At 65.2% G+C, this 22,557-nt stretch carries 20 protein-coding genes and 1 pseudogene; all 21 read right to left on the bottom strand.

Translation table 11 applies throughout. The annotated features are described in order from the left end of the window. Positions 1 to 113 precede the first annotated feature (113 nt). Entirely contained in the window at positions 114 to 2,687 is a 2,574-nt protein-coding gene (locus ACX5I6_RS12725) for a phosphatidylglycerol lysyltransferase domain-containing protein (protein ID WP_461840706.1), read from the bottom strand. Continuing rightward, complete coding sequence (locus tag ACX5I6_RS12720) at positions 2,681 to 4,009, bottom strand: alpha/beta hydrolase (RefSeq protein WP_461840705.1); 1,329 nt, start codon at positions 4,007 to 4,009, stop codon at positions 2,681 to 2,683. The genes ACX5I6_RS12725 and ACX5I6_RS12720 overlap by 7 nt, the downstream gene beginning before the upstream one ends. A 4-nt stretch (positions 4,010 to 4,013) precedes the next feature. Continuing rightward, on the bottom strand, positions 4,014 to 4,445 hold the full coding sequence (locus ACX5I6_RS12715) for a DUF2550 domain-containing protein (protein WP_461840704.1): 432 nt from the start codon (positions 4,443 to 4,445) through the stop codon (positions 4,014 to 4,016). Between the two features lie 10 nt (positions 4,446 to 4,455). Continuing rightward, positions 4,456 to 4,740, bottom strand: a complete 285-nt coding sequence (locus tag ACX5I6_RS12710) for a F0F1 ATP synthase subunit epsilon (RefSeq protein ID WP_050686789.1) — start codon at positions 4,738 to 4,740, stop codon at positions 4,456 to 4,458. Position 4,741: 1 nt separating this feature from the next. Further along, positions 4,742 to 6,196, bottom strand: coding sequence for a F0F1 ATP synthase subunit beta (gene atpD, locus ACX5I6_RS12705; RefSeq protein ID WP_018760118.1), 1,455 nt, complete (start codon positions 6,194 to 6,196; stop codon positions 4,742 to 4,744). A gap of 82 nt (positions 6,197 to 6,278) precedes the next feature. Beyond that, positions 6,279 to 7,169 carry a F0F1 ATP synthase subunit gamma gene (locus ACX5I6_RS12700; RefSeq protein ID WP_461840703.1) on the bottom strand — a complete coding sequence of 297 codons (891 nt, stop codon included), beginning with the start codon at positions 7,167 to 7,169 and terminating at the stop codon, positions 6,279 to 6,281. 73 nt (positions 7,170 to 7,242) lie between these two features. Continuing rightward, on the bottom strand, positions 7,243 to 8,880 hold the full coding sequence (gene atpA / locus ACX5I6_RS12695) for a F0F1 ATP synthase subunit alpha (protein ID WP_018760120.1): 1,638 nt from the start codon (positions 8,878 to 8,880) through the stop codon (positions 7,243 to 7,245). A gap of 78 nt (positions 8,881 to 8,958) precedes the next feature. Beyond that, entirely contained in the window at positions 8,959 to 9,786 is an 828-nt protein-coding gene (locus tag ACX5I6_RS12690; RefSeq protein WP_461840702.1) for a F0F1 ATP synthase subunit delta, read from the bottom strand. Continuing rightward, complete coding sequence (locus ACX5I6_RS12685) at positions 9,786 to 10,337, bottom strand: F0F1 ATP synthase subunit B (protein ID WP_285247562.1); 552 nt, start codon at positions 10,335 to 10,337, stop codon at positions 9,786 to 9,788. The genes ACX5I6_RS12690 and ACX5I6_RS12685 overlap by 1 nt, the downstream gene beginning before the upstream one ends. A 55-nt stretch (positions 10,338 to 10,392) precedes the next feature. Continuing rightward, a complete protein-coding gene (atpE, locus tag ACX5I6_RS12680) occupies positions 10,393 to 10,611 on the bottom strand; it encodes an ATP synthase F0 subunit C (protein ID WP_003804776.1) in 219 nt (72 codons plus the stop codon). Positions 10,612 to 10,720: 109 nt separating this feature from the next. Continuing rightward, on the bottom strand, positions 10,721 to 11,521 hold the full coding sequence (atpB, locus tag ACX5I6_RS12675) for a F0F1 ATP synthase subunit A (protein ID WP_026264239.1): 801 nt from the start codon (positions 11,519 to 11,521) through the stop codon (positions 10,721 to 10,723). An 81-nt stretch (positions 11,522 to 11,602) separates the two neighbouring features. Then, a complete protein-coding gene (locus ACX5I6_RS12670; RefSeq protein ID WP_461840701.1) occupies positions 11,603 to 11,941 on the bottom strand; it encodes an AtpZ/AtpI family protein in 339 nt (112 codons plus the stop codon). Then, the gene (locus ACX5I6_RS12665; RefSeq protein WP_461840700.1) at positions 11,934 to 12,416 is read right to left on the bottom strand and encodes a hypothetical protein; all 483 of its coding nucleotides are present in this window, start codon (positions 12,414 to 12,416) and stop codon (positions 11,934 to 11,936) included. The genes ACX5I6_RS12670 and ACX5I6_RS12665 overlap by 8 nt, the downstream gene beginning before the upstream one ends. A 99-nt stretch (positions 12,417 to 12,515) precedes the next feature. Next, a complete protein-coding gene (locus ACX5I6_RS12660; RefSeq protein WP_461841712.1) occupies positions 12,516 to 13,397 on the bottom strand; it encodes an MraY family glycosyltransferase in 882 nt (293 codons plus the stop codon). Between the two features lie 140 nt (positions 13,398 to 13,537). Beyond that, a pseudogene (locus tag ACX5I6_RS12655) lies at positions 13,538 to 15,405 on the bottom strand (polysaccharide biosynthesis protein). Positions 15,406 to 15,503: 98 nt separating this feature from the next. Then, positions 15,504 to 16,466, bottom strand: coding sequence for a glycosyltransferase (locus ACX5I6_RS12650; protein ID WP_461840699.1), 963 nt, complete (start codon positions 16,464 to 16,466; stop codon positions 15,504 to 15,506). Between the two features lie 6 nt (positions 16,467 to 16,472). Continuing rightward, positions 16,473 to 17,384 (bottom strand): glycosyltransferase, encoded by a 912-nt coding sequence (locus ACX5I6_RS12645; RefSeq protein ID WP_461840698.1) that lies wholly within the window; start codon positions 17,382 to 17,384, stop codon positions 16,473 to 16,475. A 1-nt stretch (position 17,385) separates the two neighbouring features. Continuing rightward, complete coding sequence (locus tag ACX5I6_RS12640) at positions 17,386 to 18,138, bottom strand: L-threonylcarbamoyladenylate synthase (RefSeq protein ID WP_461840697.1); 753 nt, start codon at positions 18,136 to 18,138, stop codon at positions 17,386 to 17,388. Continuing rightward, positions 18,135 to 19,034 carry a peptide chain release factor N(5)-glutamine methyltransferase gene (gene prmC / locus ACX5I6_RS12635; protein WP_461840696.1) on the bottom strand — a complete coding sequence of 300 codons (900 nt, stop codon included), beginning with the start codon at positions 19,032 to 19,034 and terminating at the stop codon, positions 18,135 to 18,137. The genes ACX5I6_RS12640 and prmC overlap by 4 nt, the downstream gene beginning before the upstream one ends. A gap of 13 nt (positions 19,035 to 19,047) precedes the next feature. Continuing rightward, positions 19,048 to 20,121 (bottom strand): peptide chain release factor 1, encoded by a 1,074-nt coding sequence (gene prfA, locus ACX5I6_RS12630; protein WP_461840695.1) that lies wholly within the window; start codon positions 20,119 to 20,121, stop codon positions 19,048 to 19,050. A 231-nt stretch (positions 20,122 to 20,352) separates the two neighbouring features. Next, positions 20,353 to 22,491 carry a transcription termination factor Rho gene (rho, locus tag ACX5I6_RS12625; RefSeq protein WP_461840694.1) on the bottom strand — a complete coding sequence of 713 codons (2,139 nt, stop codon included), beginning with the start codon at positions 22,489 to 22,491 and terminating at the stop codon, positions 20,353 to 20,355. Positions 22,492 to 22,557: the final 66 nt, after the last annotated feature.

Genomic DNA, 22,557 nt, shown 5'->3' with positions numbered 1-22,557 from the left:
CTCGGCGGCCGCCAGCGACGCAAATGATCCCCGGCAGGAATGCCGGGGATCATTTGCGTTTGCGCACGTTGGGAGCGCCGGGGGTGCCCGGCGGCCGCCGGCCGTATCCGCGGTCAGGTGACCAGTTTGCCCACCAGGCGTGCTCCCTGGGCGAGCGAGAGGCCGGGAAGGTAGGCCCGGGTCAGTGCCCTGCCAATGGCCGGCAAATGAAGCGGATCCTGGTAATACAGGTAGAGCGCACGGTACTCCGGCTTGAACCGGGACTTGAACGCTGCCAGCGAGCGGAAGCCATAGACCGGCTCCAGGGCGTGGCCCACCAGGTCCAGGATGCGCACCAGGTTTTCCGCCCCCTCGTCGGTGGCGCCGGTGCCTGCATCGGCGTCCTCCCCCGCGCTGGCCTGCTCCTCCGGCCGGCTCGCCAGCGGAGAACCGGACAGGGAAATGACGTCCACCGAATCCTTCAGCTCCAGGACCGCGGACGCAATCAGGAACTCCATCACGCCCGGGAATCCCTCGCTGCCGCGGCGCATGACGTCAAGCGTCCTGCTGACCAGCCGGCCGCCGTCGTACACGGGAAGCCAACTGGTCACACCGTGCACGGCGCCGTTGCCGTCCACCGCCAGGCAGCACAGGACCTCCTCGTCGTCGAGTTCGTCCACTCCCCCCAGCGTGAACCCCATTTCCGGAACGGACTTCCCCGCCGCCCATTCCTCCGATACCTCATTGAGCCGGGAACGCAGGGCCGCAGGCAGTGAGTGATAGGAACCCCACACGGCGTGGACGCCGAGCTTTGCGGCCCTGTTGAGGGCGGTCCGAACGTTCTGCCACTCCTTGCCCTTGAACTCGAGCTCATTGAGCCTCAGCCGCGTTTCCTGCGCCACTGCCACCCGCGAGAAGCCCCGCTCCCGCAGCACCGGCCACAGGGTGTCGTCACAGGAGTAGAGCGCAGGGATCAGGGCCTGGGTGCGGCAGTAGTCCAGGAACCCTTCGGTAACCCTTTGCTCTGCCTGGCGGTCGCCGATGGCTCCGCCCAAAGTCAATGCCACGGTCCCGTGCTGCTGGAAGGCCATGGCGCCGGCGCCGTCCGGACTGAACCAATACGTGTTGGGCTCCCACAGGGCCATCCAGGACAGCGGTCCGCCGCCCTGGTGAAGCAGCTCGCGGGCACGGTCCCGGTCCTGCCGGCCGAAGCCGAGGCCGTGATGCCGCCCCAGCAGCACCCATGACACCGCCACCAGGGCGACGGTCCAGAACACCGGACCGGAGTAGGCAAACAGCACTGCCTCGGCGCTGTCCCGTTCCGGGAACACCCGACGAAAATTCTGTGGAATCGGCACCGGCACGTACTGCCTCGCCAGTTCGGCGAAGAGGCCCAGCAGACCGCCGTCCCGGGCAAGTCCGCCGGCCAGGAACCAGGCCACCGCGTACGAGCCGGACAACGTAACCCAGGTGCCCGAGACGAGCGTCGCGAGCGTCCGCCGTGCGCCGGGCCTCGTCTGGACACGGAACTGGCGGCGGTTCAGCCACAGGATCACGGCCAGCAGCAGCGGGACGACGACCAGGGGCAGCACGTGGGCGAAGGCCGATGACAGGGGCGTCGAGTGGTTGCCCTGAATGCGCGACGGGACCAGGGCGAACAGGGCCAGGTAGACAGCCGCCAGTGCCGTCACGGCCAGCTGGATGGCCAGGGCGATGTTGAGGGCCAGGCGGCGGCCGCGGCGCATGCCGTCCGCGCAGATCAGCAGCAGGATGACCGGCACCACTGCCAGCGCCAGGCCGAACGGCCCGGCAAACCCGGCCCTGCCGGTCTCCAGGCAGGACGCGTCCACTGTTGCCCCGCAGTTGAACACCAACTGGCTGAGGGTGGGCATCGGGCTGAGGACGACGTCGCGCAGCAGTGCCAGCGGGCCGGTGGGGGCCCGTGTAATCCCGGTCAGGATCGGACCCACGGCAAAAACCGCGACCGTCAGGGCCAGGAGGTTCCTGGTTTCGCGGCCGGTGGAACGGTGCCGGTGGAGCCGCCCCTGGTCCCCCTGGATCCACCAACCCGCCAGGAGGCCGAGGAGGGCACCGATCAGGCCGATCACCGTTTCCGCGTGTCCTACGTAGAGGACCAGGAGGATCGATACGGACAACACAGCGGTCCGGAGCCGGCGCTGCCACAGCAGCGTGATCCTGGCACTGGCTGCCAGGCCGGCGGTCAGGACCGGGGCGTAGGGTCCGATCAGGATGTCGCCCGCCATGTGGTCCAACCAGCCGTCCCCAACGTACACGGCCACCTGCGTGACCAGGAGGAAGACGGTGACTGCGGCGAACTGCCCGCCAAAATAGAGTCCGACGGCGGCGCGGCGCCCCAGCCTGCGCTCGGCCAGGCCCAGCAGCAGGATGATCATCAACGACGCCGTGAGGTAGGCCAGCGGGTTGGTGGCAAAGAACATGCTGGTGAAAAGGGTCCACCACTGCCCGGCACGAAGGCCGGGAGCGCTGACCGAGGCAAATCCCAGGAGTTGTTCCGGCGGGCCGTCCAGGAAACTTCCGGTCGCGGCGGCCGCCACCAGGAACACCGCTACGACACCCAAGGTGAACGGCATGGATTTCAGGGTGTCAAGGGTTTGGTGCACTGCAGGACGGCCTACGGAGGCCCACATCAATGCCACCGTGCGGTCCGGTTTCGTGGTGTTTACCATTGCAGCCCCCATTGGCTGCCGAGGAATGCCAGGGCGTCGCCAAAGCGCTTTGAAGACGTGTCCCACGAGTGTCCGGTGCGTTCAACCTCGTAGGCCTGCACGGTAAAGCCTGCATCCTTGGCCGCCGCGGCGAGCGTATGGAGGTTCCCCACGAACTCCGGATCGTTCTGGCCTGCGGTCAGGTACATGCCGCTGGTCTCAAAGCGTTGGTGTTTCATGATCTCCAGTGGAGTCTGCTTGATGAATTCGTCCGGGTTCCCGGGGAAGGCTGCGTCGATGGTCTTTTGCCGCTCCTTGGCGATGGCAGGCTCGGCTTCGCTGGAGAATCCCAGTACGTCCGCGTAGACGTCCGGGTGCCTGGTTCCCATTTGGATCGCGCACGTGCCGCCGAAGGAGAACCCGCCCACGGCCCAATGGCTGTGGTTGGTGTCAACGGCCAGGGTGGAACTGATCCACCGCGGCACGTCCTGCGACAAGTATGTGTCGGCTTTCGCGATCTTGCTGTCCATGCACATGGTGTTGGCGGACTGTGATCCGTTGGGATCGGGAATGACCACCACCGGGGCCACTCCCCCGTGCGCCGCGGCAAACGAATCCATGTGGCCGCGGATCGCACCGCCGGTCAGCCAGTCCGCGGGACCGCCGGGCTGGCCCGCCACCAGGACAAGCACGGGCAGGGCGGGACGGTTGGCAGCGAAGTAGGCCGGCGGGAGGTAGATGTAGGCATCGCGGTTGCTCATCCCGGACAGCGTTCCCGGGATGGCTGTCTTACGCAGGACACCGCCGGCTGGCAGGTCCCCGGCGGGCTTCCAGCCCTGGAGGGACACGCCATCGGATTCACCGGGGTGGCGCATGAGCTCCTGTTCCAGCACGGGTATCCGGGCCAAAGCGGTACCCAGCAGGTCGCTGACAGTCCGGTTCAGGCCGAAGTAGGCATTGATCTGGAGGGTAGAGAGGGCCACCACCAGGAGCGCGGCGACGAATCCGCTGCCGTAATGGGTCCAGGAGGTCCGCGGCAGCCTCAGGATTCCCAGGATGACTGCCGAAACACCTGGCACGAACCACAGCAGAACGGGCTCCGGGATGTCCTCCGGAAAAACGGTAAGGACGTTGATCATGACCCAATGGACGGTTGCCACCAGTACGACGGCTGAGGCGATGGCAATGAACACACGGATTGCCCAGGCGCGGATCCGCAAGTCCACTGTTTCCCAGGCGCGCGAAGGTGGTACCAGGAGGTAGGCCGCCCCGCCCAATCCCAATACCAGGACAGTCCCAAACAGGGGGCCGTCCGTAAGCCGAATGTCTGAAAGCCAGTCCACGTGGCTAGCGCCAGGTCCCTACGCCGATGACCGGACCGGCTTCGAGCCAGGAGGAAAGGCCCGTGTATGCGTCGAACTTCATGGCCAGGTGCAGATCCTGTCCCTCGTAGCGGAGTTCGACGATAACCACATCCGGCTGGACCTTGACGGCTTCGGCCTCGGTCGGCTTCCGCCTGCCCAAGAGCTCCAGCGAACTGCGCTTGAAGGTGTACTTCGGGCGGACGCTCAGTGAGATCAACCGGAACCACTCAAGGTCGTTGTCCTGATAACGACAAACCCCCATTTGCCAGCTGTTACCAGCAACGCAAATGGAGGCGTCCACCGTGCCGAGGGCGCGCCGCAAATTGAAACGGCGCACCCCCGAAAGGCACAGTGCAAAAATCAGCAATCCGAACACGACTGCCAGTGCGATGAACGAAATACCCGGAGCGTCCATCAAGGTCGTGCTAGCGGATCCCAGCGGTAGCCGAGCCGCCCAGCTGGGCGTTGTCAGCAACGATGACCACACGGTTGTTGTCCACGGAGAAGAACCCACCGTCAACATCTACCGCAATCCGGTCCCCTGTCACTGGCTGGATGGCCAGTTCACCTTCGGCCAGGATCGCCAGCAGGGGCGAGTGGCCGGGCAGGATTCCGATTTCACCATCGCTGGTGCGGGCCTTGACCATCTTGGCCGCTCCGGACCACACAAAGTGGTCCGCTGCGACAATCTCAACCTCAAGCTCAGCCATATTACTTGGTCTGTTCCTGGATCTTGGCCCACTGGCGCTCGACGTCATCGAGGCCACCGACGTTGAAGAACGCCTGCTCCGCGATGTGGTCGAGTTCGCCGTCGCAGATCGCCGAGAAGCCTTCAACGGTGTCCTTGATGGAGACCGTGGAGCCCTCAACACCGGTGAACTGCTTGGCAGTGTAGGTGTTCTGCGAGAGGAACTGCTGGATGCGGCGCGCACGCGACACCACGATCTTGTCTTCTTCGGAGAGCTCATCGACACCGAGGATGGCGATGATGTCCTGGAGTTCCTTGTTCTTCTGCAGGATCTGCTTCACGCGGACTGCCGTGTTGTAGTGGTCCTTGCCGATGTACTGGGGATCCAGGATGCGGGAGGTGGACGTCAGCGGGTCAACGGCCGGGTACAGACCACGGGAGGCGATTTCACGGGAAAGTTCCGTGGTCGCGTCGAGGTGTGCGAAGGTCGTGGCCGGTGCCGGGTCGGTGTAGTCATCTGCGGGAACGTAGATGGCCTGCATCGAGGTGATGGAGTGGCCCTTGGTGGAGGTGATGCGCTCCTGCAGGAGGCCCATCTCATCCGCCAGGTTCGGCTGGTAGCCCACGGCTGAAGGCATGCGGCCCAGCAGGGTCGACACCTCCGAGCCGGCCTGGGTGAAGCGGAAGATGTTGTCGATGAACAGCAGCACGTCCTGGTTCTGGACATCGCGGAAGTACTCCGCCATGGTCAGGGCGGACAGGGCCACGCGCAGGCGCGTTCCCGGCGGCTCATCCATCTGGCCGAACACAAGGGCGGTGTCCTTGAGGACGCCTGCCTCTTCCATTTCAACCCAGAGGTCGTTACCTTCACGGGTACGCTCGCCAACACCGGCGAACACGGAAGTACCACCGAAGTTGCGGGCAACACGGGTGATCATTTCCTGGATCAGGACGGTCTTGCCCACGCCGGCGCCGCCGAAGAGGCCGATCTTTCCACCCTTGATGTAGGGGGTGAGGAGGTCGATGACCTTGATGCCGGTCTCCAGCATCTCGGTGGAGCCTTCGAGCGAAGCAAAGCTCGGGGCCTTGCGGTGGATCGGCCAGCGTTCGCTGATGTCCAGTTCCGACTCCGCAACGTCAAGGGGCTGGCCCAGCACGTTGAAGATGTGGCCCTTTACTCCGTCGCCGACGGGCACGGAGATCGGGGCGCCGCTGTCCACCACGGACGTGCCGCGGACCAGGCCGTCGGTTGCCTGCAGGGAGATGGCGCGCACGAGGTTGTCGCCCAGGTGCTGGGAGGTCTCGAACGTGATGGTCTTGGTCTCACCGTTAAGCGTGATCTCGGTGGTGAGGGCGTTGTAGATCGACGGGATTGCGTCAGCCGGGAATTCGACGTCGACAACCGGGCCGATTACGCGCGCAATACGGCCGGTTGCACCGGACGTTGCGGCTACGTGTTCGGTAGCAGTGGCAGTCATCTCTCTCACTTCATTCAGTAGATGGCGTGGGGTTAAGTTTATCTGTGGTGGTGCTGGTTACGCGGAACCGGGGCAGTGCAGGCTAGGACGCGAGGGCGTCCGCGCCGGCAACAATCTCGGAGAGTTCCTGCGTGATCTCGGCCTGGCGGGCCGTGTTGCGCAGACGCGTGTACTTCTTGATCAGGTCCGTTGCGTTGTCGCCTGCGGACTTCATCGCCCGCTGGCGGGCCGCGAGCTCGGAAGCTGCTGCCTGCAACATGGCTGCGAAGATACGGGATTCGATGTAGCGCGGCAGCAAGGCGTCAAGGACACGCTCCGCTTCCGGTTCGAACTCGTACAGCGGCAGGAGATCCGACTCGGATTCAGCCTGCTCTTCCACTACTTCAAGCGGGAGCAGGCGGATGACCGTCGGCTCCTGGGTGACCATGGACTTGAAGCGGGTGTAGACAACGTGGATTTCGTCCACGCCGCCGTCTTCGAAGTCGGTCGCGAATTCTGCCAGCAACGCTGCGCCGATTTCACGGGCAGTAGCGAACTCGGGTGCGTCGGTTCCTCCGGTCCAGACCCGCGCGTATTCGCGGTTCCGGAAATCGAAGTACGCCTGGGCTTTGCGGCCCACGACATAGGTCTTGACTTCCTTGCCTTCGGCGCGGAGCAGCTCGTCGAGACCTTCCGCCTGCTTGAGGACGCTGGCCGAGTACGAACCTGCCAGGCCGCGATCCGAGGTGATTACCAGGACTGCGGCACGGCGGATCTGCTCCGGCTCAGTGATCAGCGGGTGGTCGATTTCGCTTTGGCTGGCGACAGCAGAAACGGCGCGCGTGATCGCGTTCGCGTAAGGCAGTGAAGCTGCTACGCGCGCACGGGCCTTCCCGATGCGCGAGGTAGCGATCAGTTCCATCGCCTTGAAGATCTTGCGCATCGACGTGGTCGAGCTGATCTTCTGGCGGTAGACCCGGATCTGGGCTCCCATACTTATCCTTTCCTAACATTCCGTTGCCGGGTGTGCCGGGCCTTTGGGGCCCGGCACACCCGGCGGTGCGGAACTAGCGCTTCTGCTTGACGATCTTTTCCTGGTCGACTTCGCCCTCGGAGATAGCGTCGTGCTCCTCGTGGCCGGCGCCTACCAGGTGGTTGTCACCCTCGCCGAAGAAGCCCTTCTTGAAGTCCACGATTGAGGACTTCAGAGCTGCAACGGTGTCGTCGTCCAGGACGTTGGTCTGTGCCAGCGTGGTCAGGATCGAGGACTTGTGGCGGAGGTGCTCCAGGAACTCAGCCTCGAACCGGCTGATGTCCTCGACCGGAACGTCGTCCAGGTAGCCGTTGGTGCCGGCCCAGATGGATACAACCTGGTCCTCGACCGGGAACGGTGAGTACTGGCCCTGCTTCAGCAGTTCCATCAGGCGGGCACCACGGGTGAGCTGCTGGCGTGATGCAGCATCCAGGTCGGATGCAAACATGGCGAACGCCTGCATGTCACGGTACTGGGCCAGGTCCAGCTTCAAAGTACCTGAGACCTTCTTCATGGACTTCACCTGGGCGGCACCGCCAACGCGGGACACCGAGACACCAACGTCGACAGCGGGCCGCTGGTTGGCGTTGAAGAGGTCCGACTGCAGGAAGATCTGGCCGTCGGTGATGGAGATGACGTTGGTCGGGATGTAGGCGGAGACGTCGTTCGCCTTGGTCTCGATCAGCGGCAGGCCCGTCATGGAGCCGGCACCGAGCTCGTCGGAGAGCTTGGCACAACGCTCCAGCAGGCGGGAGTGCAGGTAGAAGACGTCACCCGGGTAGGCTTCGCGTCCCGGCGGGCGGCGGAGCAGCAGGGAAACTGCACGGTAGGCCTCGGCCTGCTTGGACAGGTCATCGAACACGATGAGGACGTGCTTGCCGCCGTACATCCAGTGCTGGCCGATGGCCGAACCGGCGTACGGTGCCAGGTACTTGAAACCTGCGGGGTCAGAGGCGGGAGAAGCCACGATGGTGGTGTACTCCAGCGCGCCGTTGTCCTCAAGGGTCTGGCGGATGGCGGCAATCGTGGACGCCTTCTGGCCGATGGCGACGTAGATGCAGCGGACCTGCTTGGTGACATCGCCGGAAGCCCAGTTGGCCTTCTGGTTGATGATGGTGTCGATCGCGATCGCGGACTTGCCGGTCTGGCGGTCGCCAATGATCAGCTGGCGCTGGCCACGGCCGATCGGGATCATCGCGTCGATGGCCTTCAGGCCGGTCTGCATCGGTTCGTGGACCGACTTACGCTGGGTAACGCCGGGGGCCTGAAGCTCCAGCGCGCGGGTGGTCTCGGCCTTGATCTCGCCGAGGTCGTCGATGGGCACGCCCAGCGGGTCGACAACGCGGCCGAGGAAGGCGTCGCCAACGGGAACGGACAGAACCTGCCCGGTCCGGTGGACTTCCTGGCCTTCTTCGATGCCGGTGAAGTCACCGAGGATGATGACGCCGATCTCGCGGACGTCAAGGTTCTGGGCCAGGCCCAGGGTGCCGTCCTCGAAGCGCAGCAGCTCGTTCGCCATGACCGAGGGAAGGCCCTCAACACGGGCGATGCCGTCACTTGCGGTGGTTACGCGGCCGACCTCTACGCGCTCTGCGTTCCCGGGTTCGTAGGACGCCGCGAACTCGTTCAGCGCATTACGGACGTCGTCGGCGTTGATGGTCAATTCGGCCATCTGCAGTCCCTGCTCTCCTGTTTGTGATCACCGCAAACGGTGACCGGGGTTTCTATCAGTTTGGTTGTGCTTGTCCGGCTAGCCGGCCAGCTGGCGTTGCAGTTCTCCCAGCCGGGTAAGGACCGAGGCATCAAGTACCTCGTCGCCCACCTGGACGCGGATTCCGCCAATGAGCGACGGGTCAACAATGACGTTGACCTTCAATTCCCGCCCGTACAGTGCGTTCATGCCCGCCTGGAGGCGTGCCAGCTGTGTCTCCGACAACGGCCGGGTCACGCTGACTGTTGCAATCCAGCGCTGCTGCCGCTTGGCCGCCAGTTCGGCAAACCTTTCCACCAGCCGGGTGGGCTTGATGCCGCGGGGCTGGCTGACGGCCTGGGTGATGAGCACCCGGGCTTCTTCGCTGGCGCCGGGCGCCAGCCGCTCCGCGAGGGTAGCCTTGGCTGCCGCGCTGGCCTGCGGTTCGGACAGAGCACGTTGTACCTCGTGGCTGGAGGCAACAGCCTGGTTGAAGGAAAACAGATCGTTTTCCAGCTCTTCCAGGCCAGTGATTCCGGAGGCAGAAACGGCCGACTTGTTTTCAGCAACGGAAATGACCACCGTTGCGGCAAGAGTCTCGAGTGCATCGCCGATGTCGCGCGCCGATGCCCAGCGTGAGCTGGCCAGTCCGCCCGCGATTTCAGCCGCATCAGCGGAGACTTTTCCGCCAACCAGCTTCCTGACCAGCGCCGATTTCTCGTCGCCGCTGCGGGAGGGGTCAGCCAGGGCACGGCGCAAACCAGCCGAGCTGTCCACCATTCCCAGAATTCCGAAGAGTTCCTTTGCCAGCTGCAGCGACGCGGTCGGAAGCTTCGCTTCCAAGGCGGCCAGGGCTGTTGCCAGCGATTCGCTCGATACGCCTGCCATTATTTAGCTGCACCTGCGTTCTGGGACTCCAGATCTGCCAGGAAACGGTCCACGACCCGTGCTGCTCGGGCGTCGTCATCGAGGGACTCGCCCACGATGCGGCCTGCCAGGGTGGTGGCAAGGGTGCCGACCTCGGAGCGCAGGGACACAACGGCCGCCTGGCGCTCTGATTCGATCTGTGCGTGGGCCTGCGCAGTGATGCGGGCAGACTCTGCTGCGGCCTTTTCCTTGAGATCCGCGAGGATCTGGGCACCTTCGGCGCGGGCTTCCTCACGGATGCGGTTTGCTTCGGTGCGGGCGTCGGTCAGCTGCTGCTTGTACTCTTCGAGTGCAGCAGACGCCTCAGCTTGGGCCTTTTCAGCCTTGGCGATGCCGCCTTCAATGGCCTCGGCACGCTCGGCGAAGGTCTTCTCGAACATCGGGACAACGTACTTGACCACGATGAAAAAGAGGATGGCGAAGCCAACGAAGACAACCAGCATTTCCCAGCCATTGGGAACAAGGGGGTTGACGTCGCCCTCAGCGGCGGCTGAGATGTTCAGCTGATGCATATTTCACCCGTCCTTTATCTACTCGGTTCTGAATGTTCGCTGAAGTTCTCTGGGTTTACTTGAGAACGAAAGCGAAGACCAGGCCCAGGATGGCGAGTGCTTCGGTCAGCGCCAGGCCAAGGAATGCGATGGGCTGCAGGACGCGCTGGGCTTCCGGCTGGCGCGCAACGCCGTTGATGTAGGCAGCGAACACGAGACCCACACCGATACCACCGCCGATAGCCGAGAGGCCATAGCCGATGAGGTTGAGGGAGCCGTTGATGGAGCCTTCCATTTTTTTTCCTTTCAAGATGCCACTTGTGTGGCAGGTTGTTTGGGTTGCTTCATCCCCGCGAGGGGAATTCTGAGTGTGCCGTCAGGGACGTGGCGCCCCGCCGGCGTGCCTAGTGGCTGTCGGCGTGGAGTGCGCCTTCGATGTAGATCGCGGTCAGCAGCGTGAAGACGTAGGCCTGCAGGACCATGATCAGGGCTTCAAGCATGTACATGGCGATCGCACCGGCCAGGACCAGGACCGACGTGCCCTTGAGCAGGAAGTTCTCCTGCATGATCAGGTACTCGATGCCGGAGCCCGCGATCATCACGATGAGGTGGCCGGCGAGCATGGTCGCGAACAGACGAAGGCTGTGCGTCACCGGCCGGACAACGAAGTTGGAGATGATCTCGATCGGGATAACGATCGGCAGGATGTACCACGGAACACCGGAGGGTACGGTGGCCAGCTTGAAGTAGCGCAGGCCGTTCTTCTTGATGCCGATGGCGATCCAGGTCACGTAGACCAGGCCGGCCAGCACATACGCTCCACCCACGTGCGAGAACGTGGGGAGCTGGAACACCGGAATGGCGCCGTAGATGTTGTTGACCAGGATGAAGAAGAACAGGCTGAACAGCAGCGGGACGTACTTGATGAAGTCCCTGCCGCCGATGATGTCCTTGGCGATTCCGTTGCGGACGAAGCCGTAGGCGGCCTCGCCGGCGAACTGGAGCTTGCCGGGTACCAGCTGCTGCTTGCGTGCGGCGAGCACGAAGAAGACGGCGATAAAGACGACAGAGAGGAGGACCAGCAGCATCTGCTTGGAGAATCCTTCTGCGGCACCCCACGGCAGGATTGCCGGCAAATGCATTTCGTTAATTCCAGGAGGAGTGAACTCTCCTGAATCTTGGGCCGGGAGCGCAAGCGCGATCAACGCGTTTCCTCTCTGCAGTGTCCATCATTGGGCGTTGGGCGGGGTCCGGCAGCCTGACAGCCTGCTGTTCCCCCTGTGAAATTATTTGGCATTAGTGTTGCCGTCCTGGGACGGCCCGCTGGCAGCATGGCGATCACCAGCGTTTGTGCGAGAACTGGTAAGGCCATGCATATGGGAAAGGTAAAAACCTCCGACGGCTCCAAGCAGAGCGCCTGCGAGCACGATCCAGCGCGTTCCCCACACGTAATCCAGTCCCCACCCTATCAAACTCCAGACGATGATTCCGCCAATGATGTAGCTGAACACCGCCATTCCAGCGTTGTAGCCGCCGTCGTTCGAAGCCTCGGAATCGCCGGGTGCGGAGCCGCTGGATCGGCGCTTGGCGTTTGCTGCCGCGTCGGATTTCTTCGGGTTACGCATCGGTGGTTCCCTTCTCTGCCGGATCGTTGTAGATCTGGAGGCGGGCTTTGCTGAAGCCATGGATCTCGGCAGTCTGCCAGAGAACGACGGCGACCACGGCGCCGATGACGAACCAGCGCCCGTGCAGCCAAGCCGGAGCGCCGACAACGAACAGGACGACCGCGAAGCCAACCACCTTGATGAAGTAGGTGGCTACGAACACCCCGATCGCGCCGGACGGATTGCGGCGTCCCACGAAGTGGCCAACCAGCAGGCTGATTCCGAAGAACAGCATGACCAGCAGGCCGCCGAGGAAACTGGAAACTGCCCCGCTTGCTCCGTTGAGGAGCGCGGCAGGAATGGCGCACAGCGCAAGTCCGGCCGTGGCGGCAATCGAACTGCGCTTGAGCAGGTTCAGCCAAAGCGAGCGAGTGGGACCCGAAGAGCCAACGTGTCCATGGCCGGACACAGGTCCGGACTCGGCGTTGGAGGTCATTCGATCCCAATCGTCGGCACCCCACGGCTCAGCGCCAGGAGGTAAAGGGTGGAGGAGCAGCTTGGGCTGCCCCTAAATTCTACACGAGATAGAACATGGCTAGGTCACCGGCAGCCGTGTGACTTTGGACCTGCGGCGGCGTCGGCCGATCAGGTCCGGGCTGGCCAGGTACACGACGAGGACCAGGACGGTGCCGGCCACGCACAGGGCCACCACCGGCAACGACGCGGTGGCGGCGACAAAGCCGAGGATGATGACGGCGACCGTGCAGGCAGTAACGGCGGCAGCCGACTGCAGGTGCGAGAAGCCGACGTCCGTGAGCCGCTGGTAGACGTGCTCACGGTGGGATGCGTACCAGCGCTCCCCCGCCTTGATCCGCCGCAGCAGTGTGTAGCCGGTGTCCGCGGCATACACCAGGATGGGTGAGAGGACGTATTCCACGTAGACACCCCCAAGGAAGCCGGCTACGGCGAGGGCGGCTACGGATGCGCCGAGCAGGTAGCTGCCGACGTCGCCCAGGAAGACCGAACCCCGGCCCAGGTTCCAAGGCAGGAATCCGAGGAAGGACATCGCGAGCACGGCGCCGCCAGCCGTGAGCCACGGTTGTTCCGCCAGCGTGCCGGCCAGCGCGTAGGCCCCGCCGGCAGTGACCCCGTGCAGGCCCGAAATACCGTTGACGCCGTCCATGAAGTTGGCAATGTTGACGTACGCCGCGATCGCCAGCGCAGCGAGGGGCAGCCACCAGAACGACTGGCCGGTCAGCAGGATCAGGACCACGGAACCGGCGGCCCCGATGCCGAGCTGGGCAGCTGCGCGGCCGCGGATGGACAGGCCGCGCAAGTCCTCGACCCAGCCGACTACGGCGCAGGCCACAATAATCGCCAGGACGACGGCGGCCACGGACCGGTCAACGGTGACCACGCCCAGGAGGACTGCTGCCGCGTAGCCGATGACGGTTGCGAGCGCGGCGGCGACCCCCATGCCCCGGATGGTTGCCTTGACGTGCGATGAGCGGGCGGAGGGAACGTCCACCACGCCCATCCGGACCAACCACGGCTTGACCGCGAACGGCAGGAGGAGGCTCGCCAGCAGGGTTGCCAGTGCCACCAGCAGGAGCGGCATCATGACGCAACCCTGATGGCGCCCGTGTCATCGGCCTCGTCGTCGGGAATGTCGCTGATGCTGACGCCTTGTTCCGCTTCACAACGGGCCAGCCACACGTTGAGGTCGAGCTTGTCCGGATCCTGCTCGGTGGCCCGGGTGTGTGAAATCTTGGGGTGCAGCGGGCGTTTGTCCAGTTCCCCGGCGCCCACCAGTTCCTCGTGCAGCTTCTCCCCGGCCGCAGTCCGGTGTAGATGATCTCCACGTCCTTGCCGGACATGGCGATCATGCGCTGTGCCACGTCGAGGATCCGGACCGGTTCGCCCATGTCAAGGATCAGGACGTCGCCGCCGGCACCGATGGCACCGGCCTGGATCACCAGCTGGCAGGCCTCGGGAATGGTCATGAAGAAGCGCGTGACATCGGGGTCGGTGACCGTGACCGGACCGCCAACGCGAATCTGTTCGGTGAAGAGCGGCAGCATGGAGCCGCGGCTGCCCATGACGTTGCCGAAGCGGACGGAGACGAACTTCTTTTGCGTCTGCCCTGCCATCCAGGCGGTCAGTTTTTCGGCAACCCGCTTGGAGTGGCCGAGGGCGGTGGTGGGGTTGGCGGCCTTGTCGGTGGAAATGTTGACGAAGTTCGAGACGCCTGCCCGGCGGGCAGCGCGCAGCACGTTCAACGTGCCGCACACGTTCGTTTTCCACGCCTCCACGGGGTACTGCTGGAGCAGTGGAGCATGCTTGAGAGCTGCCGCGTGGAACACCACTTCGGGCTTCCGGTCGGCGAAGATCTCCTGGAGGGCCTCGCCGTCGCGGATGTTGGCCAGGACGGTGTCGCGGCCGGCCAGCAGGCCGCGGCCGGTGATGGAAATCTGCGTCTGCTGCAGCCCGGTTTCGTCGTGGTCCAGCATGATCAGTTCCGAGGGTTCGAACTGCACGATCTGGCGGCAGAGTTCCGAGCCGATGGATCCGCCGGCGCCGGTCACCAGCACCCGCTTGCCCTTGATGTAACCGGCAATCTCGTCGACCTTGATGTCCACGGGGCGCCGGCCGATCAGGTCTTCGACCGCCACGTCGCGGAAATCGGAGAACCCTGCGGGCGCCCCGCTGCCGAGCATGTCCCTCAGCGGGGGAAGGACAAGGACGCGGACGTTGAGCCCGGCCACGGCGTCGGAGATGCGGCGTACCAGTCCCGCTTCGACGTTGGCGAAGGCCACCACCAGGACGGTTGCCCGCGTGCGCCGGATGATGGCGGGGAGGTCGTCCCCGCGGCCCTGGACCTGGACACCGGAAAGGCGCAGGTGCTTCTTGGCGGGATCGTCATCCACCAGGCCTACCGGGAAGTAGGGCGAGTCCGGGTCCTGCAGCATCCGGGTTACCAGGGAGTTGCCGAGGAACCCCGCGCCGTAGACCAGCGTGTTTTGCGCCCCGTCCCCGGGCCTGGTCTTGCTTTCGGCGTAAAGGCGCTTGGCGTAGCGGGCGGCGCCCATGAAGAGACAGGCGAACGGGAAGGCGATGAGGCCCACGCTGCGGCCGATGTTGATGGCCTCATAGAGGACCAGCAGGCTGGCGGTGATGGAGGCGGCCACGATGACCGTGACGAACACCAGTGCCCGGGCTTCCTGGAAGCTGCCGAAGGGATAGCGGCCCCGGTACAAGGCGAGGGAATATCCTGCCAGCATCTGGACGACGACGGCGATGGCAGCGATGGCGAAGGCACCGGCGAACTGCTCCACCCGGATGCCCATCTCATAGCGCAGCAGGAGCGCCAGGACGATGGCCACGACCCACGACATGGAGTCGAGGAACATCTGGATCCAGATCCAGATGGCGGGTTTCTCGTCCCGTACGGCGGCGGGTGCGCGCGTTTCAGATTTTGTACTCAACAGAAGATGCAACCGACTTCCACTACCACGGCGGCCAGCGCCTTTTTCAAAATGCCCCGCCGCAAAACCGTCGGACGGCGTCGGGACCTAGAACGATACTAATCTCTTCGGCTTCCACTTCCCGGATGCGCGGGCACTGGAGGCATGGGTTTCCATTCGGTGTCCGAGAGGATCGTGCGTGATTCGCGCCATCCGCGCCACAGCGCACCGGAGCCCTTGAGGGTGCGTTCCACCAGGACCAGCCGGGCTATTTCCTTGAGGAAAGTCAGCGCCGTCCCGGCCGCGAAACCGGCCCTGTTGTACTTGCCGTACGCCTTCAGGTAGTGCGCCACGTGTCCCCGGTTGCGCATCACGTAGCGCCGGCTGAGGTCGGAGGAATCGTTTAGGTGGCGCAGTCCCAGGTCCACCTGCCGCTGGGCACGGACCTTCTTGATGACGAAGGCATTCACGTACACCACCTGGGTCCGCTGCGCGGCGAGCCAGCCGTAGATGAGGTCGTCCCAGGTGATGAAGAAGCGCGGGTCCGGCAGGCCGATCTCCCGGGCCACCGAGGCCCTGACCAGCATGCCCTCAAAATTCCCCACGTTGGTGCGGAACACGTTCGAATGCTTGAACACGTCCCGGGACACCGGCAGGAAGACGCCCAGCGATTCAACGAAATGGTGCTGCCAGAAGAAGGGCTTGCCGTTGGCGTCGTACCGGCGGCCGATCATGCAGGAATACTCAGGCGTGAATTTGTCCAGGGCGTCGACGGCGCCGGGGAGGACCTCGACGTCGTCGTCCATCAGCCACAGCCACTCGGCACCCGACTCCAGCGCGAGTTGGACGCCGTGGGAAAATCCGCCGGCGCCGCCCACGTTCCGGTCCAGCTTCTCGTACCGGATGGGCGGGCCGCCGGCGGACATCGCCTGCGCCACGACGTCGGCCGTGTGGTCGGTGCTGGCGTTGTCCACGACCAGGACCTGCGCGGGAGCGCTGCCCGGCCCGGTGAAGGAGCGGAGCAGGTTGCGGAGGAATTCGGCACGGTTGAACGTGACGACGACGGCGTACAGGTTGTCCACGGCGGCCTAGCTCTTGGCGGGCATCAGTTCCGCGGGCGAGCCGAAGCCCTTGCCGCGGAAGCCGGTGGAGTAGGCGCCGAACCAGTGTGCGAGGCCCTTGAAGTCACCGGTCTTCAGGAAGTAGTACGGGAAACCGACGATGTCGGCGCTGAACCAGCGCAGGTTGCGGTATTTCCGGGTCAGGTAGCCGCGGTTGCGGAAGTAGCAGTAGCGCTTGAACTCGCCTTCCGGGATGACGGGGGTGATGAAGCCGCCGAACACCGGCTTCATCTCGGTCCACGTGGCGGGGTGCTGCACGGCGACGGTGGCCAGGGTGCCGTACTTCAGGCCTGCCTTTTTCACCCGGGACAGGAAGTCCACTTCGTCCCCGCGGATGAAGAATTTCACGTCGGGTATGCCGATCTTGTAGAAGACCTCGGTCCGGATCAGGGCGCCGTTGAAGAAGTGCACCATGTCCGGGAGGTAGCCCATGGGAGCGAGCCGGGACCTGTCATTGGTCAGCAGGCCGTTGATGCGGAAATTGAAGGAGAGCCGGTTGGGATCTGCCGTTGCGGCAACCAGCGGGCTGATGATGTCCAGCTGGTGCTCGTCGGCGGTGCGGAGCAGTTCAGCCAGGCAGCTGGCGTCCTCCGGGTGGCCGTCGTCGTCCATCATCCAGATCCATTCTGCGCCGCTGGCCATGGCGGCCAGGATGGCGTAGGCGAATCCGCCGGCGCCGCCGAGGTTGGCTTCGGAGCGCAGGTAGTTGATGTTGTCCGCGCCCACGGCGTTGACGACGTCCGTGGCGGGGACGGTACCGGAGTCCACCAGGGCGATGGAATGGATGGGAGCGGTTTGGGCGGCCAGGCCTTGCAGCAGCAGGGCCAGCTCCTCGTGGCGGTCGAAGGTGACGGCTGCTACGGCAACTTTGGGCTGCATGTCAGTTTTCCGGAGCGGCGTCGGGGTTGCCCGCAACACTGGCGTCCGGTTCACCGGCGTCTTCGGCTTGCGGTTCTTCCTCTGCCATCGGGATTTCGCCGAGCCCAAGGACGCCGGGGACGTGCTCTCGCAACCGGTCGAGGCTGACCGCCCCGTTGCGTACCACGCGGAGGATGGGGCCGGTGGCGTCCACGATGGTTGATGGGACGCCGGCTTCACCTTCAAGCGGACGCGGGCCGCCCTCCAGGTACACCTCGACGGAGTCAGCCAGCTGCTCGCGCGCCGCTGCCGCGGTTTGCGCCGGTGCCTGGCCGGTGCGGTTGGCAGAGGAGACGGCGAGCGGGCCGGTCAGGGTCAGCAGTTCCAGGGCTACCTCGTCAGCAGGCATCCGCAGCGCCACGGTGCCCTTTGTCTCGCCGAGGTCCCAGTCGAGCGAGGGCTGGGCGTGCAGGATCAGGGTGAGGCCGCCGGGCCAAAAGGCTTCGGCGAGCTTGCGCGCGTCGGCTGACACATCCGTGGCCAGGCCGTCCAGTGCGTTGATGCGCGGAATCAGGACCGGCGGCGGCATGGTCCGGCTGCGGCCTTTCGATACCAGCAGCATGGTGACGGCGTGCGGCGAGAATGCGTCCGCGCCGATCCCGTAGACCGTGTCCGTGGGCAGAACCACGCACTTCTTTTCGCTGATGGCACGCTGGGCGTGTTCCAGGCCCTGTGCCCGCTCGTCGTCGATGGTGCAGTTGTAGGTTGTGGTCACTGGCCCATTCTTTCATTCCGTGTGGCCTGGTCCGCGAGCACGGCGCTGGTGGCGCGCTCCTTGCCGTTGAGGTCCAGGTGCGTACTGATGCTTGTCCAGGCGCCGGTCCGGTCGAGCATGGCGGCAATCCAGCCGGCCTGGACTTCAGCGTGTTCCATGACGAAGTAGCCCCCGGGACGCAGGAGCCGGGCAGCCGAGGCCGCTGCCGCCGTCGGGAGTTCCATGCCGTCCGCTCCCCCGCCGTACAACGCCTCGGGCGGGTCGTGCAGGGCCACTTCGGGTTCATTGGGGGTGGCGGCGGCCGGGATGTACGGCGGGTTGGAGATCACGACGTCGACTGTTCCGTTGAGTTCCGGCAGCGCGTTGCGCAGGTCCCCCAGGACGAGGTTGACGCCGAGGGGTGCCAGGTTCTTCGCCGCCCAGGCGTGCGCAAACGGGCTGAACTCGACCGCGTGCACGTCGGCACCGGGCACCTCGTGCGCGACGGAGCCGGCGATGGCGCCCGAGCCGGTGCCCAGGTCCACGATCCGGGGAGCCTGCATGCCCTTGACATGGTCGATGGCCAGCTGGACCACGGATTCGGTTTCCGGCCGGGGGATGAACACGCCGGGACCAACCGCCAGCTCAAGGTAGCGGAAGTGTGCCACCCCGGTGATGTGCTGCAACGGGGTGCGGCGGACGCGTTCAGCCACCAGCTCGGCGTAGCCCGCGGGCGCGGCTGTATCACCGAGCATCAGGGCACGGAGGCGTCCCAGCCCGACGTTGAGGAGGTGGTCTGCCAGCAGCTCCGCGTCGGCCCGGGGGCTGGGGACACCGGCCTCGGCCAGGCGTTCCGCGGCCTCGCGTACGGCTGCGGCCAGGGACTGGGCATGGGCCTTCTCGGTGGGCTCACTCATGGTTGGCTTCCGGTCAGTCGCCGATGGCGTCCAGCCGCGCCTGCTCGTCCATCTCGATGGCGGACTGGATGACCGGTTCGAGGTCGCCGTTCATCACCTGGTCCAGGTTGTACGCCTTGTAGCCGGTGCGGTGGTCCGCGATCCGGTTCTCCGGGTAGTTGTAGGTGCGGATGCGCTCGGAGCGGTCCATGGTGCGGATCTGCGACTTGCGCTGGGCCGAGTTCTCGGCGTCGATCTGCTCCTGCTGGTGCGCCAGGATACGCGCCCGGAGCACCCGCATGCCTGCTTCGCGGTTCTGCAGCTGGGACTTCTCGTTCTGCATGGCCACCACGATGCCGGTGGGAAGGTGCGTGATGCGGACGGCCGAGTCCGTGGTGTTGACGGACTGGCCGCCGGGACCGGAGGAACGGTACACGTCGATCTTGAGGTCGTTCTGGTTGATCTCGAGCTCTTCGGGCTCATCGACCTCGGGCAGGACAAGGACGCCGGCAGCGGAGGTGTGGATGCGGCCCTGGGATTCGGTCACGGGCACGCGCTGGACGCGGTGCACGCCGCCTTCGAACTTGAGCCGGGCGTAGACTCCCTCGGCGGGGTCGTTGGAGTTGCCCTTGACCGCAACCTGGACGTCCTTGTACCCGCCAAGGTCGGATTCCGTGGCGGAGATGATTTCGGTCTTCCAGCCGCGGGATTCGGCGTACCGGGTGTACATGCGCAGCAGGTCGCCGGCGAACAGTGCGGCCTCGTCGCCGCCTTCGCCGCCCTTGACTTCAAGGATCACGTTGCGGGCGTCGTCGGGATCGCGTGGAATGAGGAGGCGCCGCAGCTTGGCGGCAGCAGTTTCGAGCGAGGCTTCCAGTTCAGGGACCTCGGCAGCGAATTCGGGGTCCTCGGCAGCCATTTCCCTGGCAGCGGCAAGATCGTCCCTGAGCCCCTCCCACCGGTGGTAGGCCTCCACGATGCCATTAAGCTGAGCCGACCGCCGCCCCAGCTTCCGGGCAAGCCGCTGGTCAGCATAAACAGCAGGATCCCCCAACTGCGCCTGGATGGCGTCATGCTCATCAAGCAGGCCCTGTACGGACTCAAACATATTTCAAAACCTTTCGTTCTGTGCCCATCTTAAATCAGGCACAGGAAGCGGCGCGCCATGGTGAGCGAGCCCGCAACTGCCGCGCGGATGTTCCGCCCCGGGAGTGGCATCGGGCCTGTCGGAGCGTTGCAGTTGACGTACGCAGTACGTCAACTGCAACGCGAAGGGGCGGGCGGAACATCCGCGCGGCACCCACCGCACGAACGCACCAGCGCCCGCCCCTAAACTCAGCTACTTGTCGTTATCCGACTTCGCACCAAGCGTCGTCTTCTGCACCTGCATGAGGAACTCGACGTTGCTCTGGGTCTCCCGGATCTTGTTGGTGAGCAGTTCAAGGCTCTGCTGGGTTTCGAGTCCGGAGAGGACGCGGCGCAGCTTCCACATGATCTTGACTTCTTCGGGCGAGAGCAGGTTCTCCTCGCGCCGCGTGCCGGAGGCGTTCACGTCCACGGCGGGGAAGATGCGCTTGTCTGCCAGCTGGCGGGACAGGCGCAGTTCCATGTTGCCGGTGCCCTTGAACTCTTCGAAGATGACCTCGTCCATCTTGGATCCGGTCTCCACGAGGGCGGTGGCCAGGATGGTGAGCGAGCCGCCGTTTTCGATGTTGCGGGCGGCGCCAAAGAAGCGCTTGGGCGGGTAGAGGGCGGCGGAGTCGACACCACCGGACAGGATGCGGCCGGAGGCCGGTGCTGCCAGGTTGTAGGCACGGCCCAGGCGGGTCATGGAGTCCAGGAGGACAACCACGTCCATGCCCATTTCCACGAGGCGCTTGGCGCGTTCGATGGAGAGTTCGGCCACGGTGGTGTGGTCGTCGGCGGGACGGTCGAAGGTGGAAGCGATGACCTCGCCCTTGACGGTGCGCTGCATGTCTGTCACTTCTTCAGGACGTTCGTCAACGAGCACCATCATGAGGTGGACCTCAGGGTTGTTGGTGGTGATGGCGTTGGCGATGGACTGCAGGATGAGCGTCTTTCCGGCCTTGGGCGGGGAGACGATCAGGCCGCGCTGGCCCTTGCCGATCGGGGCGACGAGGTCGATGACGCGGGGACCGATTTTCTTGGGGTCGGTCTCGAGGCGCAGTCGCTCGGACGGGTAGAGCGGCACCAGCTTGGCGAACTCGACGCGGTCCTTGAGTTCTTCGGCGGTCTTGCCGTTGACCGAGGTTACGCGGACCAGGGCGTTGAACTTCTGGCGGTTGGACTGCTGGTTGCGGTCTTCGCCTTCGCGGGGGGCGCGGATGGCGCCGACGACGGCGTCACCCTTGCGCAGGTTGTACTTCTTGACCTGGGCGAGAGAGACGTAGACGTCGTTGGGGCCGGGCAGGTAGCCGGACGTGCGGATGAATGCGTAGTTCTCCAGGACGTCCAGGATGCCGGCGACCGGAAGCAGGACGTCGTCCTCGGTGACCTCGACGTCGTCGACGTCCGGTCCCTGGTTGCGCCCGCGGCGGCGGTCGTTGCGGTCGCGGAAGCGGTCGTTGCGCGAGTTGTCGCGGTCCTGGCCGCCGGAGCGGTCGTTGCGGTCATTCCGGTCGCGGCGGTTCCGGCGGTTCCGGCGGCTGCCGCCGTCGGTGTCGTCGTTGTCACGGGCGTTGTCGCGGTTGCCGTCACGCTGGCCGGCGTCGCGACTGCCGGCGTTGTCCCGGCCGCCGTCGGAATCCCGGGAGGTGGTGTCGCGGCCGCCGCGGGTGCGGCCGCCGTCACGGCGCTCGGTGCGCTGGCCGGCGTCTCCGGAGTCGGCTGCGGGGGCTTCGGTGCGCTGGTCGCCTGCCCGCTGTTCCGTGGCCGGCTGCTCTGCCGGGGTTTCCACCGGAGCCTCCTGGACGGAGGCTGCAGCGGCCTCGCTGCGGCGGCGGTTGCGGGTGCGGGGCTGGCGGCGCTCCGAGGCGCCTTCCGTGCCCTCGGTGGCTTCTGCGGACACAGCAGACGGCGCTTCGGCGGCCGGGGCAGCAGTAGTTTCGACGACGGGAGCCGCGGCTGCCGGGGCAACCACGCCGTCGCTGACCGCACGGCGGCTGCGGCCACGGCCACGGGCTCGGCTGCCTTCTGCGGCGGGGGCCTCTGCGGCGGGAGCGTCCGAAGCCGCCGGGGCGGCTGCTGCGGCCGGGGCCCCAACGCTCTCCGGTGCCTTGACGGTTGCCTTGGCAGGAGCCTTGGCGGTGAGGGTTCCGGCACGGTGGGCGGAAATGGCCGAGACCAGGTCCCCCTTGCGCATGCGGGAGCCGCCGGAGATACCGAGCTGGCTGGCGAGGGCCTGCAGCTGGGCGAGCTTCAGGCCTGCAAGGCCGCTGCTCTTGGCGGGTGCAGCCGATGATTCGGCAGCAGAAGTTGTGTGGTCCACAGCTGGTGACAGCTCAGTGGTTTCGGTCACGAAGGATCCTTCCCCCTCGACGGCGTCCAGACGAGGAGCTGGACGCGATGATTTGATCTGGGCTGC

The organism is Arthrobacter sp. MMS24-T111, from assembly GCF_054888995.1.
Note: the sequence above shows the minus strand (reverse complement) of the source record. Positions and strands in the feature narration are given on the sequence as shown.

Coding starts and splice junctions, on each gene's coding strand:
- ACX5I6_RS12725 (WP_461840706.1), bottom strand. CDS start 2,687: ATGGTAAACACCACGAAACCGGACCGCACGGTGGCATTGATGTGGGCC.
- ACX5I6_RS12715 (WP_461840704.1), bottom strand. CDS start 4,445: ATGGACGCTCCGGGTATTTCGTTCATCGCACTGGCAGTCGTGTTCGGA.
- ACX5I6_RS12710 (WP_050686789.1), bottom strand. CDS start 4,740: ATGGCTGAGCTTGAGGTTGAGATTGTCGCAGCGGACCACTTTGTGTGG.
- atpD (WP_018760118.1), bottom strand. CDS start 6,196: ATGACTGCCACTGCTACCGAACACGTAGCCGCAACGTCCGGTGCAACC.
- ACX5I6_RS12700 (WP_461840703.1), bottom strand. CDS start 7,169: ATGGGAGCCCAGATCCGGGTCTACCGCCAGAAGATCAGCTCGACCACG.
- atpA (WP_018760120.1), bottom strand. CDS start 8,880: ATGGCCGAATTGACCATCAACGCCGACGACGTCCGTAATGCGCTGAAC.
- ACX5I6_RS12690 (WP_461840702.1), bottom strand. CDS start 9,786: ATGGCAGGCGTATCGAGCGAATCGCTGGCAACAGCCCTGGCCGCCTTG.
- ACX5I6_RS12685 (WP_285247562.1), bottom strand. CDS start 10,337: ATGCATCAGCTGAACATCTCAGCCGCCGCTGAGGGCGACGTCAACCCC.
- atpE (WP_003804776.1), bottom strand. CDS start 10,611: ATGGAAGGCTCCATCAACGGCTCCCTCAACCTCATCGGCTATGGCCTC.
- ACX5I6_RS12670 (WP_461840701.1), bottom strand. CDS start 11,941: ATGCGTAACCCGAAGAAATCCGACGCGGCAGCAAACGCCAAGCGCCGA.
- ACX5I6_RS12665 (WP_461840700.1), bottom strand. CDS start 12,416: ATGACCTCCAACGCCGAGTCCGGACCTGTGTCCGGCCATGGACACGTT.
- ACX5I6_RS12660 (WP_461841712.1), bottom strand. CDS start 13,397: ATGGGGGTCGCCGCCGCGCTCGCAACCGTCATCGGCTACGCGGCAGCA.
- ACX5I6_RS12645 (WP_461840698.1), bottom strand. CDS start 17,384: ATGCAGCCCAAAGTTGCCGTAGCAGCCGTCACCTTCGACCGCCACGAG.
- prmC (WP_461840696.1), bottom strand. CDS start 19,034: ATGAGTGAGCCCACCGAGAAGGCCCATGCCCAGTCCCTGGCCGCAGCC.
- prfA (WP_461840695.1), bottom strand. CDS start 20,121: ATGTTTGAGTCCGTACAGGGCCTGCTTGATGAGCATGACGCCATCCAG.